The 14595-nt window shown below is 59.7% G+C and carries 16 protein-coding genes; 10 read left to right on the plus strand and 6 right to left on the minus strand.

The genetic code is table 11. The annotated features are described in order from the left end of the window. Positions 1 to 70 precede the first annotated feature (70 nt). From NTD89_RS14340 to NTD89_RS14350, 3 genes are all read left to right on the plus strand, one after another. Positions 71 to 250, plus strand: a complete 180-nt coding sequence (locus NTD89_RS14340; protein ID WP_003193095.1) for a hypothetical protein — start codon at positions 71 to 73, stop codon at positions 248 to 250. A 221-nt stretch (positions 251 to 471) separates the two neighbouring features. Beyond that, positions 472 to 1194 carry a TorF family putative porin gene (locus NTD89_RS14345; protein WP_145158989.1) on the plus strand — a complete coding sequence of 241 codons (723 nt, stop codon included), beginning with the start codon at positions 472 to 474 and terminating at the stop codon, positions 1192 to 1194. 66 nt (positions 1195 to 1260) lie between these two features. Beyond that, a complete protein-coding gene (locus NTD89_RS14350) occupies positions 1261 to 2127 on the plus strand; it encodes a DUF6279 family lipoprotein (RefSeq protein ID WP_262208323.1) in 867 nt (288 codons plus the stop codon). A gap of 52 nt (positions 2128 to 2179) precedes the next feature. On the opposite strand, the gene NTD89_RS14355 is transcribed toward NTD89_RS14350, so the two are convergent. Continuing rightward, positions 2180 to 2569, minus strand: a complete 390-nt coding sequence (locus NTD89_RS14355) for a transcriptional regulator (RefSeq protein WP_262208324.1) — start codon at positions 2567 to 2569, stop codon at positions 2180 to 2182. 154 nt (positions 2570 to 2723) lie between these two features. Here NTD89_RS14355 and NTD89_RS14360 point away from each other — a divergent pair, with 154 nt between their 5' ends. After that, on the plus strand, positions 2724 to 2999 hold the full coding sequence (locus tag NTD89_RS14360) for a hypothetical protein (protein WP_262208326.1): 276 nt from the start codon (positions 2724 to 2726) through the stop codon (positions 2997 to 2999). Between the two features lie 49 nt (positions 3000 to 3048). Here the strand turns inward: NTD89_RS14360 and NTD89_RS14365 are convergent, their stop codons facing one another. Beyond that, positions 3049 to 4395: a DEAD/DEAH box helicase gene (locus NTD89_RS14365; RefSeq protein WP_106576386.1), complete on the minus strand. Its 1347-nt coding sequence runs from the start codon at positions 4393 to 4395 to the stop codon at positions 3049 to 3051. 193 nt (positions 4396 to 4588) lie between these two features. On the opposite strand from NTD89_RS14365, the gene NTD89_RS14370 reads away from it, so the two are divergent. Next, positions 4589 to 5887: a mechanosensitive ion channel family protein gene (locus tag NTD89_RS14370; RefSeq protein WP_262208327.1), complete on the plus strand. Its 1299-nt coding sequence runs from the start codon at positions 4589 to 4591 to the stop codon at positions 5885 to 5887. 110 nt (positions 5888 to 5997) lie between these two features. Here NTD89_RS14370 and NTD89_RS14375 read toward each other — a convergent pair whose 3' ends face one another. The 3 genes from NTD89_RS14375 to NTD89_RS14385 all read right to left on the minus strand — a co-directional run bounded on the left by NTD89_RS14375 (position 5998) and on the right by NTD89_RS14385 (position 8133). After that, positions 5998 to 6864, minus strand: a complete 867-nt coding sequence (locus NTD89_RS14375; protein ID WP_262208329.1) for a carboxylate/amino acid/amine transporter — start codon at positions 6862 to 6864, stop codon at positions 5998 to 6000. 203 nt (positions 6865 to 7067) lie between these two features. Continuing rightward, the gene (locus NTD89_RS14380) at positions 7068 to 7667 is read right to left on the minus strand and encodes an FMN-dependent NADH-azoreductase (RefSeq protein ID WP_145158999.1); all 600 of its coding nucleotides are present in this window, start codon (positions 7665 to 7667) and stop codon (positions 7068 to 7070) included. Between the two features lie 151 nt (positions 7668 to 7818). Beyond that, positions 7819 to 8133, minus strand: a complete 315-nt coding sequence (locus NTD89_RS14385; RefSeq protein ID WP_145159001.1) for a 3-phosphoglycerate kinase — start codon at positions 8131 to 8133, stop codon at positions 7819 to 7821. 49 nt (positions 8134 to 8182) lie between these two features. Here NTD89_RS14385 and NTD89_RS14390 point away from each other — a divergent pair, with 49 nt between their 5' ends. From NTD89_RS14390 to aqpZ, 5 genes are all read left to right on the plus strand, one after another. After that, positions 8183 to 9106, plus strand: coding sequence for a LysR family transcriptional regulator (locus NTD89_RS14390; protein WP_145159004.1), 924 nt, complete (start codon positions 8183 to 8185; stop codon positions 9104 to 9106). A gap of 14 nt (positions 9107 to 9120) precedes the next feature. Continuing rightward, on the plus strand, positions 9121 to 9924 hold the full coding sequence (locus NTD89_RS14395; protein WP_262208332.1) for an alpha/beta fold hydrolase: 804 nt from the start codon (positions 9121 to 9123) through the stop codon (positions 9922 to 9924). Between the two features lie 3 nt (positions 9925 to 9927). After that, complete coding sequence (locus NTD89_RS14400; protein ID WP_106576379.1) at positions 9928 to 10491, plus strand: peptidylprolyl isomerase; 564 nt, start codon at positions 9928 to 9930, stop codon at positions 10489 to 10491. Positions 10492 to 10573: 82 nt separating this feature from the next. Beyond that, entirely contained in the window at positions 10574 to 12406 is a 1833-nt protein-coding gene (locus tag NTD89_RS14405; protein WP_242195740.1) for an ABC transporter ATP-binding protein, read from the plus strand. A 280-nt stretch (positions 12407 to 12686) separates the two neighbouring features. Further along, positions 12687 to 13388, plus strand: coding sequence for an aquaporin Z (aqpZ, locus tag NTD89_RS14410; protein ID WP_145159012.1), 702 nt, complete (start codon positions 12687 to 12689; stop codon positions 13386 to 13388). An 11-nt stretch (positions 13389 to 13399) separates the two neighbouring features. Here the strand turns inward: aqpZ and NTD89_RS14415 are convergent, their stop codons facing one another. Further along, positions 13400 to 14524: a GNAT family N-acetyltransferase gene (locus NTD89_RS14415; RefSeq protein ID WP_242195746.1), complete on the minus strand. Its 1125-nt coding sequence runs from the start codon at positions 14522 to 14524 to the stop codon at positions 13400 to 13402. Positions 14525 to 14595: the final 71 nt, after the last annotated feature.

Raw genomic sequence — 14595 nt, forward strand, 5'->3', positions numbered from 1 at the left:
GCCAAGCAATTGTCAAGTATTTCCTGTACGATGCCTGGCCAAGTTAATTTTCTACAGGTTAGTGGCCGCCATGCGCGTAAAAGCATCCAACAGCAAAGCAAAGCCAGCTCCAGCCGTTGAAACCAGCGAATCGATCAACAGCCAGATTGCTGCGTTCCTCAAGTCCGGCGGCGAAATCCAGCAAATTGCCAAGGGCGTCAGCGGCCAGACTTTCGGCCCGTCCAAGCAAATCAGCCTGGGCAAAAAGTAAAACCCGCGCAACATCCGCCCGCGTTGCACCTAGTCCCTAAGCGTCTTGCCCTCAAGGCGCCAGGACTAGAGCTCGAAATACCCTCTGTGCATCACCCTGCAGTGCGCTAATCGACGAACGGGCCTCACCTTCAGGCGTTCGCCGGTATGCTTGCACACGTCTAGTACGGGCATCTGCCCGATTTCCTCTGTCACTGCTCCTCGCTTTTCATGGAGTGAAGCATGCTCAAGCCCTGCTTTTTTCTGATAACTGCCCTTGCGGCAACCCCTTTAGCGCAAGCGCAGGTTTTCCAGCGTGAACTGGGCGATTTCGACCTGAAACTGGGCACGACGCCAAGCCGCAGCATGGCCCAAGGCCTGGTAAAGCCGACTGCCCCCGGCAGCGACTCATTTCACGGCGGGCTGGACCTGAGCCATGACAGCGGCCTGTATATCGGCCAGTTCTCACCGAATATGGGGCTGTCGTCGGCCAATAACCTTGAAGTCGATTCCTACCTGGGTTTCAAACGTCCCTTCGACAAAACGCTGGGTTACGAAGTCGGCTTGATTCACTACAGCTACCCCAAGCTCAGCCCTCTGGACAGCCAGGAGTTCTACGGCGGCCTGAACCTGCTGGGCAATCGCTTCGGCGTCTCCTTCAGCAACGACCCTGATCGCCAGGACAGCACGTTGTTCGCCGACCTCGGCGGCACGCAGCCTTTCGGCATCGGCGTCAGCGTGAAGTACACCACCCATCAGTTGGGCACCCCTGCCTCGGTGGAAGGCGGCTCGATCAGCAGCTTCAGCGATTGGTCGGTGCAGTTCTCCCGTGCGTGGAAAGGCATCGACCTGGACCTGATCTACAGCGATTCGAGCCTCAGCGGTGGCGACTGCTCAGCCTACTCCGGACACAATTCGCAATGCGACGGCCTGTTGACCTTGAAGGCGGCGCGGTCGTTTTATTGACGGGCTGAACTGTCGCACCTCGCTCAGGTTCACATGCATTAACCTTCTCTGCGCAAGGACTCGCCCATGCTGCGTCGGCTTAAATTACTGGTGGTATTGCTGACCCTGAGCCTGGTGCTCGCCGGCTGCAATCGCGTGGGCCTTGCCTACCGCAATCTGGACGTCATTATTCCCTGGACCCTCAACGACTACCTGGACATGAACGCCGGGCAGAAGAGCTGGTTCAACGACACACTCAAGGACCACCTGGCCTGGCATTGCACCACTCAATTGCCGGGCTACCTGGACTGGCTTGATCGCCTGCAACAGATGGTCGACAACAATCAGGTCACCGACGCCGCACTGCAAACCCGTACCGTCGAGGCCAAACAGGCGATAGCCGAGGTGGCGCGGGAAATCACGCCGTCAGCCATCCAACTGCTGCAAGGGTTGGATGACCAGCAGGTCAAGGAAATGAGCGACGCCCTGGCCAAGGACCTGCGCAAGCGCCAGGACGAATACCTCAAGCCGCCCTTGGCGCAGCAGATCAAGGAGCGCGCGCAACGCATGAGCAAACGCCTGGACGCCTGGATCGGCCCGCTCAGTGCCAGCCAGCAGAACCGTGTGACGGCCTGGTCTACCGCTTTGGGCGAACAGAATCAGGAATGGATCGGCAACCGCGCCCGCTGGCAGGCGCAATTCATCGCTGCGGTGCAGCAGCGCAAAAGCGCGGACTTCCCGCAGAAGATGCAGCAATTATTGGTGGATCGCGAAAGTCTGTGGACCCCGGAATACAAGGCTGCCTATGCGCGGACGGAAACGGCGGCGCGCAGTCTGATTGTCGACCTGATGGCGGAAAGTACGCCGCAGCAGCGCATGAAACTGACGCAAAAAATTGACGGTGTGCGCAGCGATTTCAAAGCCCTCAAATGCCTGAAGGCTACCGCCAACTGAGGTTGGCAAGGGGGACAAGTCCCCCTCACTCAATTGATCGGCGGATTGCCTGTCAGGCAATTTGCGCCTTCGACGCCACTTCATCAAACGTCGCCGGCTCCAGCGCATCCGGCTGGTCATCGAGCACCTGACGCGGGTGGTCATTGCCGGGGATAGAGCTGTCAATCAGCGCCAGCAGTTGCGCGCCGCGCGCGGTCAGGATGAAGTTCTCACCGTTTCCGCCCTCTTCTTCTGGCCGCGACTCAATAAACCCGCGCTTGAACAGCAGCGCCTCATAATCTGCGGCGGTCTTTTTCAGCGTGTCCAGGTTACCGGTGGCTTCACCCGCCGTGGCCTTCTCGGCAGCTTCCTGCTCGGCATACTTGCGCGGGGCAAAGCTGCCTTCGCCGTTCTGCACTTCATGCAGCAGACGTTCGATCAAATCCCAATTGTAAGTCGTCATCCTGATTCCTCCTGCAGGCCGGTAGGAAAGTAGCCCGTCTACAGGTGTGACATGCCCCGTCACTGGCCGTTCAGCTGGATAGACCGCCGTCATTTCTCTGAACTTTCCAGACGTTCGCCACCTCAACTGAACACACTGCCAAGGAGGTCCGACCATGAAAACCCTGATGAACCTGGCCATCGCCGCCACGCTGCTGACTGCCCTGCCCGCTTGGGCCTGTACACCTGAAGAAGCCACGGCAAAACGTGAGCAACTGGCGCAGGAGGTGACCAGGCTCACCCAGCAGAACCCCGCCAAAGCCAAGGAAATGAATGCAGAGCTGCAGAAAATGGATATGGACACAACCTCTGCCGACCTGCCAGACAAATGCCAATTGATCGATCAGCGCCTTAAAGACCTGGATAAAGCAGCCGCCGAGACAAAAAACTGAAGCCCAAAAAAAACCGGACATCGTCCGGTTTTTTTATATCGGTGCAGCCTTATTCGGCAGCCGGCGCTTCTGGCTTGCGGCGCTTGAGCGGCGCCATGCCGTCCTTGCTGACGAGCGACAGGTTGTCGGTCTTCGGCCGGTTGGCAATTTTGCGCTTGGTCGGCGACTTGGCACCGGCTTTCTTCTTGTCGCCCTTGGCGTCGACTTTTTTCTTCTTCACGCCAACCGCTTTGCCCGACGCCTTGACCTTCTTCGGCCCGGTGTAGGTGCCTTTGACTTCCTTGATGGTGCGGCGCTCGAACGACTGCTTGAGGTAGCGCTCGATGCTCGACATCAGGTTCCAGTCGCCATGGCAGATCAGCGAGATTGCCAGGCCATCATTGCCGGCACGCCCGGTACGACCGATACGGTGCACGTATTCGTCGCCGCTGCGCGGCATGTCGAAGTTGATGACCATGTCCAGGCCGTCCACGTCCAGACCGCGCGCAGCCACGTCGGTGGCCACCAGGATCTTCACGCCGCCAGCCTTCAGGCGGTCGATGGCCAGCTTGCGGTCCTTCTGGTCTTTCTCACCGTGCAGTACGAACGCTTTGTAATCCTGTGCCACCAGGCGACCGTAGATACGGTCCGCCGCAGCCCGGGTGTTGGTGAACACGATGGCCTTCTGATAGGTCTCGTTGGCCAACAGCCAGTTGAGGATCTGTTCTTTGTGCACGTTGTGGTCGGCGGTAACGATCTGCTGACGCGTGGTGGCGTTCAGGTCGCTGACGTTGTTGACCTGCAAGTGCTCAGGGTTGTTCAAGACCTTGGCGACCATGTCACGCAGGGTCGAGCCGCCGGTGGTGGCGGAGAACAGCATGGTCTGCTGGCGATTGACGCATTCGGCCACCAGGCGCTGCACGTCATCGGCAAAGCCCATGTCGAGCATACGGTCGGCTTCGTCGAGCACCAGCACTTCAACTTCCTTGAGGTCGAGGTTGCCGGCGTTGAGTTGCTCGATCATGCGGCCTGGGGTGCCGATCAGAATGTCCGGAACCTTGCGCAGCATGGCGGCCTGAACCTTGAAGTCTTCGCCACCGGTGATCAGGCCGGATTTGATGAAGGTGAACTGCGAAAAGCGCTCGACTTCTTTCAAGGTCTGCTGGGCCAGCTCGCGGGTCGGCAGCAGGATCAGGGTTTTGATGCTGACGCGGACTTTGGCCGGGCCAATCAGTCGGTGCAGAATCGGCAGGACGAAAGCGGCGGTTTTGCCACTCCCGGTTTGAGCCGTCACCCGCAGGTCACGCCCTTGGAGCGCGAGCGGGATGGCCGCTGCTTGCACAGGCGTAGGCTCGACAAATTTAAGCTCGGCCACGGCTTTGAGCAGGCGTTCGTGCAGGGCGAATTGGGAAAACACGGGTGCTACCTCGAAGAAATACAAAATATCAGCTGCATAGGGTAACGGTTTCGGGCGTCCAAACCGAGTTTCTTTACGCGAACGGGGCTAATCAGCTGCTTTTTTGTCAGCTCATTTGTCTACAACGTCAACTTTGTCGCACTTAAATGCTCTAATCGGCCCGTGTTGTCTTACAGAAGAATCGGTTTCACCCATGGATATCAAACAGTTCTGGCTCAACGTCCAAGACCTTTGGGGCGCCCTCGATCAACACCCGCTGCTGCATGCGAGCCTGGGTTTGCTGGTGTTGCTGGTAGTCGCCCTGCTGCTCGGCCGGGTCGCGCGCTACCTCATCCTCCACGCCGTCAAATTGCTCGGCCGGCAACCGGCGCTGCACTGGCTTAATGATCTGCGGCACAACAAAGTCTTCCACCGCCTGGCACAGATGACGCCGTCCCTGGTGATTCAGTTCGGCCTGTATCTGGTGCCGGACCTGAGCAAAACCGCCACGCTGTTTATCGGCAACGTCGCCCTGGCATTCACCATCCTGTTCATGACACTGGCCGTGAGCGCCCTGCTCAATGCGCTGCTGGATATCTACGCACGTACCGAACATGCCCGCACCCGCTCGATCAAGGGCTATGTGCAATTGGCGAAAATGGTGCTGTTCGTGTTCGCCGCAATCATTATTGTCGCCACGTTGATCGACCGTTCGCCGCTGTTGCTGCTGTCGGGGTTGGGTGCGATGTCGGCGGTGATTCTGTTGGTGTACAAGGACACGCTGCTCTCGTTCGTCGCCAGTGTGCAATTGACCAGCAACGACATGCTGCGGGTCGGCGACTGGATCGAGATGCCTCAGGTCGGCGCCGACGGTGATGTAGTGGACATCACGCTGCACACGGTCAAGGTGCAGAATTTCGACAAAACCATCGTCTCCATTCCTACCTGGCGCTTGATGTCAGAGTCGTTCAAGAACTGGCGCGGCATGCAGGCGTCCGGCGGTCGCCGCATCAAGCGCAGCCTGTACCTCGACGCCAGCGGCGTGCGTTTTTTGCGTGACGATGAAGAAGTGCGCATGACCCAGGTGCACTTGCTCACCGACTACATCAGCCGCAAGCAGGCTGAGCTCAAGGCGTGGAACGAGGCCCAGGGCAATAGCGCGCAACTCTCTGCCAACCGCCGCCGCATGACCAACCTGGGCACCTTCCGCGCCTATGCCCTGGCCTACCTGAAAAGCCACCCGGACATTCAGCCGAACATGACCTGCATGGTGCGCCAGATGCAAACCACCGCTCAGGGCGTGCCGCTGGAAATCTACTGCTTCACGCGCACCACGGCGTGGGCGGATTACGAGCGCATCCAGGGGGATATTTTTGATTACCTGCTGGCGGTGCTGCCGGAGTTCGGTTTGAGCCTGTATCAGCAGCCAAGTGGCAATGACTTGCGCGCGGGTGTGTTGCCGGCGGTATTGGGGGCCAGTCATTTACCGCCCCTGGAACACAGGGCGGTATAACACCAACGATCTTCTGTGGGAGCGGGCTTGCTCGCGAACGCGGAGAATCAGTCAACCGATCACTGACTGACCTACCGCCTTCGCGAGCAAGCCCGCTCCCACAAAGGGATTCAAGATTGGGCTAACTCTTTACGTACGCCCAACCGGCTGATCCACACCGCCGCCAAAATCACCAACCCGCCCAAGGCCAGCCGCCCCAGCGGTTCATGCTGGTTCCAGATCAGCAAGTTCAGCAGCAACCCCACCGGCACATGCAGGTTGTTCATCACCGCCAGGGTGCCGCCGTTGACCAGGCAAGCGCCCTTGTTCCACCAGTACATGCCCAACGCGGTGCTGACCAACCCGAGGAACACCAGCACGCCCCATTGCAGGGGCGCCTGCGGCAGGAAGTCGGCCTTGCCGAACAGCAGGAATGCCGGCAACACCACGATCAAGGCGCCCAGGTAGAAGTAGCCGAAACGTCGGTAATGCGGCAGGTCGCTTGGATAACGCGCTACCAGATGTTTGTACATCACCTGCCCGGCGGCGTAGGTGAAGTTGGCCAGTTGCAACAGCAAAAAGCCGCCGAGGAAGTGCGGCGTGATCTGGTCAAAGCGAATCACTGCCGCGCCGCCCACCGCCACCAGCGCCGCGATCAGCGCCCAAGGATTGAAGCGACGGTTAAGCGCGTCTTCGATCAGCGTCACGTGCAACGGCGTGAGGATGGTGAACAGCAACACCTCCGGCACCGTGAGCACCCGAAAGCTCAGGTACAGGCACACGTAGGTCACACCAAACTGCAGCGCGCCGATCACCAGCATGCCGCGCATGAACCTTGGCTCTACCGAGCGCCAGCGGGTCAGCGGGATGAACACCAGCCCGGCCAGCACCACGCGCACCAGCACGGCGAAATAGCTGTCGACGTGACCGGCGAGGTATTCGCCGATCAAGCTGAAGGAAAAAGCCTGAATCAGGGTGACAACCAGTAAATAGCCCATGCGCGCCTCGTTTCGAATGGGCGCGACTTTAAGGGTTTTCGGTGTTTGAAGAAACTCGAGGCAAAAAAAACCCGACCTCGCTAAAGCGGCAGTCGGGCAGGAGCAATCAGGAGCAACAAGTGCAAAGGGAGGTTCGATACGCGTACTTGAAGGGTTTGCGTGGAGCGATATAAACACCGCGCGATTATGTGACGATTAAACGATCAAGCCACCTGTGCCAGCAGCGCCTTGGCGTGGTTAATGCCTTTTTCCTGGAAGTCCCCGCTCAGGTTCACCCCTTCAGCATGAATGAAGGTCACGTCGTGAATACCGATAAAGGCCATGACCTGACGCAGGTACGGTTCCTGATGATCGGAGCTGGCGCCGGTGTGGATGCCGCCGCGCGCGGTCAACACAATCGCGCGCTTGCCAATGAGCAAACCCTGAGGGCCGGTGGCGGTGTACTTGAAGGTCACACCGGCGCGCAACACGTGGTCCAGCCAGGCTTTGAGGGTGCTGGGGATCGCGAAGTTGTACATCGGCGCAGCCATCACCAGCACATCGGCGGCGAGCAGTTCGTCGGTCAATTCGTTGGAGCGGTCCAGGGAGGCCTGTTCGATGCCGCTGCGCTGTTCGGCGGGTTTCATCCAGCCGCCGAGCAGGTTGGCGTCCAGGTGCGGAACCGGGTTAAGCGCCACGTCACGCAGGGTGATCTGATCCGTCGGATGAGCGACCTTCCATTGGCTGATGAATTGCTGGGTCAGCTGACGGGAGATCGAATCCTGTTGGCGTGCACTGCTTTCGATGATCAGAACATTGGACATGGCTGGGTAGGCTCCATCTGTAAATGCTGTAAGGCGATGGAGAAAAGATTAACCAGGACTCATTCGATAAAAAAGCGCAAAAAACTGCTACAACCCATCTAGAAATTTGTTTATAAGCGGAGTATTGCTGTGAGCATGCTCCGCTGCTGCTTTATTTTGGGGCACATGCCAGCGCGATACGCATCTTGATAATGGCGCGACTGAACTTGACCGTGGTGTTGGTGCTTTTGCCCGCCGCCACCGTGACCTTGCGATTACGCGGCGATTCCGGGCCGTTGGTGAAGGTTACCGAACACACCGCGTCATTGGTGCCGTAGTTGTTTAGCCGGATCGAACTGATGTCGCCGTCCACGTCGGTCGCGGTGTAGTCCACTTGCACGCCGTCGATCTTTTTCGTGACGTCGATGGGGTAGGCAAATGCGCTCATCGGCAGCAGCGCCAGCAACACACAACAGAATTTTCTCATTCGGCAGTCTCCAATAAGGACCGCCAGCTTAGGACAAGAGGAGCTCATCTTGAAAGCGCCCCGCGTTACCCTCGATCAATGGCGCACGCTGCAAGCCGTGGTCGACCACGGCGGCTTCGCCCAGGCGGCTGAAGCGTTGCACCGTTCGCAGTCTTCGGTGAGTTACACCGTTGCTCGTATGCAAGACCAACTCGGCGTGCCGCTGCTGCGCATCGACGGACGCAAGGCGGTGCTCACCGACGCCGGTGAAGTGTTGTTGCGCCGCTCGCGGCAACTGGTGAAAAACGCCAGCCAACTGGAAGACCTTGCCCACCACATGGAACAGGGTTGGGAGGCTGAAGTGCGGTTGGTCGTGGACGCCGCCTACCCCAATGCACGCCTGGTGCGCGCCCTCACCGCCTTTATGCCGCAAAGCCGTGGCTGCCGCGTGCGCCTGCGTGAAGAAGTGCTGTCGGGCGTTGAAGAGTTGCTGATGGATGGCATGGCCGACCTGGCGATCAGCGGGTTCATTATCCCCGGCTACCTGGGCACGGAAATGAGCGATGTGGAATTTATCGCCGTGGCCCACCCGGACCATTCGCTGCATCGCTTGAACCGTGAGCTGAGCTTCCAGGACCTGGAAAGCCAGATGCAGGTGGTGATCCGCGACTCCGGCCGCCAGCAGCCGCGAGACGTGGGCTGGCTTGGCGCCGAACAGCGCTGGACCGTCGGCAGCCTGCCCACCGCCGCGACATTCGTCAGCAGCGGCCTGGGCTTTGCCTGGCTGCCCCGGCACATGATTGAACGCGAACTCAACGATGGCCTGCTCAAGCAGCTACCCTTGGAAAAAGGCGGCAGCCGCAACCCGACGTTTTATCTGTACGCGAACAAGGACAAACCCCTGGGCCCAGCCACACAGATCCTCGTGGAATTGCTGCGCACCTTTGACACCGCCCCCCTGGACGCGCCTTACGCCGCTCCCCAGCAAGCCTGAAACGGAGTTCATGCATGGCCTGGTTCGACCATGAAGGCTGCAGCCTGCATTACGAGGAATACGGTCACGGCAGCCCGTTGATCCTGATCCACGGCCTGGGCTCCAGCAGCCAGGATTGGGAACTGCAGATTCCGGTGCTGGCCCGGCATTACCGCCTGATCGTGGTGGATGTGCGCGGTCACGGGCGCTCCGACAAACCTCGCGAGCGCTACAGCATCAAGGGTTTCACCGTCGACCTGCTCGCCTTGATCGAACACCTGAACCTGCCGCCCGCTCATGTCGTGGGCCTGTCCATGGGCGGCATGATTGCCTTCCAGCTGGCGGTGGACGAGCCTGCCCGGATCAAGAGCCTGTGTATCGTCAACAGTGCGCCCGAGGTCAAAGTGCGCAGCGCCGATGATTATTGGCAGTGGGCCAAGCGCTGGAGCCTGGCGCGAGTGCTCAGCCTGGCCACCATCGGCAAGGCCCTGGGTGATCGGCTGTTCCCCAAACCGCACCAGGGCGACCTGCGGCGCAAGATGGCCGAACGCTGGGCAAAAAACGACAAACGTGCTTATCTCGCCAGTTTCGACGCGATTGTGGGCTGGGGCGTACAGGAACAACTTTCCAGGATCACCTGTCCAACCCTGGTCATCAGCGCCGACCACGACTACACACCCGTGGCGCAAAAAGAAATCTATGTAAAACTGCTGCCCGATGCGCGACTGGTGGTGATTGAAGATTCCCGCCATGCCACGCCTTTGGATCAACCCGAAGTCTTTAACGCTACCCTGCTCGATTTTCTAAAGACAGTCGAAACCACTACCCAGGATCACTGACCCATGTTGAAAAAAATCGCCTTCTTTGCCGGTTCTGTTTTGTTCGCCGCCAACCTGATGGCCGCCGAGCCCGCCAAGGCGCCTCACGTCCTGATCACCACTACCAATGGCGACATTGAAATCGAACTGGACCCGGTCAAGGCGCCGATCAGCACCAAGAACTTCCTGGCCTATGTCGACAAAGGCTTCTACACCAACACGATTTTCCACCGCGTGATCCCGGGCTTCATGGTCCAGGGCGGCGGATTCACCGCGCAGATGTCGCAAAAACCAACCGAAGCACCGATCAAGAACGAAGCCAGCAACGGCCTGCATAACGTACGCGGCACCCTGTCGATGGCCCGCACCAATGACCCGAACTCGGCCACCAGCCAGTTCTTCATCAACGTGGCCGACAATGCTTTCCTCGATCCGGGCCGTGACGCCGGTTACGCCGTGTTCGCCAAAGTGGTCAAAGGCATGGACGTGGTCGATATCATCGTCAACTCGCAGACCACCACCAAGCAGGGCATGCAGAACGTGCCTATCGATCCTGTTCTGATCAAGTCGGCCAAGCGCATCGACTGAGGTCTGCAGGTAGCTCCGCGCATGGCCCACAAGGCCACGCGCGCATTTGAACAGGAGAGCCCGCCAGGCGGGCGTCAACCTAATGCTCTATCGTCGTTTTGAACAACTGATCGATATTTTCCGCGCTGCCCCCAGCGACGCCCCGCCCGACAAAGTCCTGCCCTTCTACCTCTACTACCTGCGCCAGGTCTGGCCAAGCTTTGCCGCCTTGCTGGTGGTAGGCCTGATCGGTGCGTTGATCGAAGTGGCGTTGTTCAGCTACCTGAGCCGCATCATCGATCTGGCCCAAGGCACACCGCCCGCCAACTTCTTCCAGGTTCACAGCGCCGAGCTGATCTGGATGGCCGTGGTCGCCCTGCTATTGCGCCCGATCTTCAACGGCTTGCATGACTTGCTGGTGCACCAGACCATCAACCCCGGCATGACCAGCCTGATTCGCTGGCAGAACCACAGCTACGTGCTCAAGCAGAGCCTGAATTTCTTTCAAAACGATTTCGCCGGGCGTATTGCCCAGCGCATCATGCAAACCGGCAATTCATTGCGTGACTCGGCGGTGGCGACGGCGGAAGCCATCTGGCACGTGTCGATCTATGCAGTCAGCGCCCTGGTGCTGTTTGCCGAGGCCGACTGGCGGCTGATGATCCCGCTGATCACCTGGATCATCTGCTACAGCCTGGCCTTGCGTTACTTCGTGCCGCGCGTGAAAGAGCGCTCTGTGATCTCCTCTGAAGCGCGCTCCAAACTGATGGGCCGCATCGTCGACGGCTACACCAACATCACCACCTTGAAGCTGTTCGCCCATACGCAGAATGAGCAGGAATACGCCAAGGAAGCGATCATCGAACAGACCGAAAAAACCCAGTTGGCCGCCCGCGTGCTGACCAGCATGGACGTGACGATTGCCATCTTGAACGGCCTGCTGATTGTCACCACCACCGGCCTGGCTCTGTGGCTGTGGACCCAGTCGCTGATTTCCGTGGGCGCGATTGCCCTGGCCACCGGCCTGGTGATTCGTATCGTCAACATGTCCGGCTGGATCATGTGGGTGGTCAACGGCATTTTCGAAAACATCGGCATGGTGCAGGACGGGCTGAAAACCATCGCAGCGCCGCTGGCGGTCACCGACCGCGAGAATGCCCCGCGCCTGAACGTGCCCCATGGCGAAGTGCGCTTTGAGCAGGTGGATTTTCACTACGGCAAAAAGAGCGGAATCATTGGCGGCTTGAACCTGACGATCAAGGCCGGGGAAAAGATCGGCCTGATCGGCCCGTCCGGCGCGGGCAAGTCGACCCTGGTCAACCTGCTGCTGCGCCTGTACGACCTGCAAGGCGGGCGCATCCTGATCGACGGGCAGAACATCGCCGAGGTTGCCCAGGAAAGCCTGCGCGCGCAGATCGGCATGATCACCCAGGACACTTCGCTGCTGCACCGTTCGATCCGTGACAACCTGCTGTACGGCAAGCCGGACGCGACCGATGAAGAACTGACGGCCGCCATCCACAAGGCCCGCGCCGATGAATTCATTCCGCTGCTGTCGGACGCCGAAGGGCGTACCGGGCTGGACGCCCATGTGGGTGAGCGCGGGGTCAAACTCTCGGGTGGGCAACGCCAGCGCATCGCCATTGCGCGGGTGCTGCTCAAGGACGCGCCGATTCTGATCATGGACGAGGCCACCTCGGCGCTGGACTCGGAAGTGGAAGCGGCGATCCAGGAAAGCCTGGAAACCTTGATGCAAGGCAAGACGGTGATAGCGATTGCGCACCGGTTGTCGACCATCGCGCGAATGGACCGATTGGTGGTGCTGGAGAAAGGCCAAATCGCCGAGACTGGCAGCCATGCCGAGCTGCTCGCCCATGGCGGGTTGTATGCGCGGTTGTGGCAGCACCAGACCGGCGGGTTTGTCGGCATCGACTGAGGCTGACAACCCTGGCCCCTGTGGGAGCTGGCTTGCCTGCGATAGCGCAGTGTCAGTACCAAATTGGCTGCCTGGCACACTGCAATCGCAGGCAAGCCAGCTCCCACACTTAACAGCGTCAGGCAGCCTATTCTTCAGGCCCTGGCGCTTTTTTATGGCCTGGACTTGCCCACAAACCCTGCTTCAATCAAAGCAGTGCCCAGACGGGCGCTGAAGTAAATCTGCAGGGAGCATCATTGATTTACTGATTGGGTAGAGCGATCTATCAAGGACGTGTTGCATGTCTTTGTTCAAACGTTCAATCACAGAGGGGTTGGGTACGTTTTGGCTGGTGTTGGGCGGTTGCGGGAGTGCGGTGTTGGCCGCAGCGTTTCCCGCCGTCGGGATCGGGCTGTTGGGTGTGGCCCTGGCGTTCGGGCTCACGGTGTTGACCATGGCGTTTGCCATCGGGCACATCAGCGGCTGCCATCTCAACCCTGCCGTATCAGTAGGCTTGGTAGTGGGCGGGAGGTTCCCGGCCAGGGAGTTACCGGCTTATATCCTCTCGCAGGTTATCGGCGGCACGGTCGCCGCTGCGCTGTTGTACTTCATTGCCAGCGGCAAACCCGGGTTCGAACTGGCATCGGGCCTGGCTGCCAATGGCTATGGCGAGCATTCGCCGGGCAGTTACTCAATGGCAACGGGGTTTGTCTGTGAGCTGGTGATGACGGCGATGTTCGTGCTGATCATCCTTGGCGCCACTGACCGTCGTGCCCCAGCGGGCCTCGCGCCCATCGCCATTGGCCTGGCCTTGACCCTGATCCACTTGATCTCCATCCCCGTGACCAACACCTCGGTCAACCCGGCCCGCAGTACCGGCCCGGCGCTGATTGTCGGCGGGTGGGCGCTTCAGCAGTTGTGGATGTTCTGGCTGGCGCCCATTTTGGGTGCGGTGATCGGCGGCGCGACCTATCGATGGCTGGGCGAGGAGGACCCAGCCTGAGGTCAAGGGGTTCAGCCCTGCCGATATGGCAGGGCTGTCCTCGCTTCTTCGGCATACGCCAGAATCCCCACGCGCTCGCGCTCGAGGAAATCTTCCACGGCATTCTTCAGGCCCGGATGGCGCAGGTAGTGCCACGACCGGGTGATCACTGGTTCAAACCCGCGAATCAATTTGTGCTCGCCTTGGGCGCCGGCGTCGAAGCGCTGCAAGCCGTGAGCAATGGCGTAATCCATGCCCTGGTAGAAGCAGGTTTCGAAATGCAGACGATCGAATTCCGCCAGGCAGCCCCAATAACGCCCGTAGAAGCTGTCGCCACCGATCAGACTGAAGGCCATCGCAACCGGGCGCGCGCCCTGTTTAGCCAGCACCACGCGAATCGCTTCGGGCATGCGCTCGGCCAGCAGGCTGAAAAACGCCCGCGTCAGGTACGGCGACTGGCGGCGCACGGCGTAGGTGTTGGCGTAGCAGGCGTAGACAAAATCCCACTGCGCTTCGCTCAACTCATGGCCTTGCAGCCATTCGAACTCGATGCCCTGCCCCGCCACTTGCTCGCGCTCTTTGCGCATTTGTTTGCGCTTGCGCGAACTCAAGGCGTCAAGGAAATCCTGAAAGTCGCGATAACCGCGGTTTTGCCAATGAAACTGGCAGCCCAAGCGCTGTAACCAACCTGGATGCTGCGCCAAGGCTTGGTCGGCCAAAGGGTCAGTGAAGTTGATGTGGGCGCTGGAGAGCCCTTCGATTTCCAGGTAGCCCGGCAGGCTGTTCAGCAGCTCGAAGCCATCTTCGGCGCTCCTGGCCAGCAAGCGCGGCCCGCTGACCGGGCTGAAGGGTACTGCGGTCAGCAACTTTGGGTAGTAATCAATGCCCGCACGCTCACACGCATCGGCCCAACCGTGATCAAACACGTATTCGCCGTAGGAATGCCATTTGCGGTAGCTGGGCATTGCTGCCACCAGGCGATCGCCTTCCCAGTGCAGCAAATGCTCAGGCTGCCAGCCCGATTGCGGGCCCAGGCTGGCGCTGTCTTCCAGCGCACTCAGGAATGCATGCCGCACAAAGGGTTGAGCCTGCGGCACGAGGGCATCCCACACCTGCGGGGCGATTTCGGACAGGGCGTCCAGGCGTTGCAACGGCATCGGCATCCTCACTACTTCAGGGCGTGAAAGCCTGGCGAGTATCGCTTATCGCTAGCCTTCGCACACGCTCA

It is taken from the genome of Pseudomonas sp. 14P_5.3_Bac1, from assembly GCF_025466135.1.
GTDB lineage: Bacteria > Pseudomonadota > Gammaproteobacteria > Pseudomonadales > Pseudomonadaceae > Aquipseudomonas.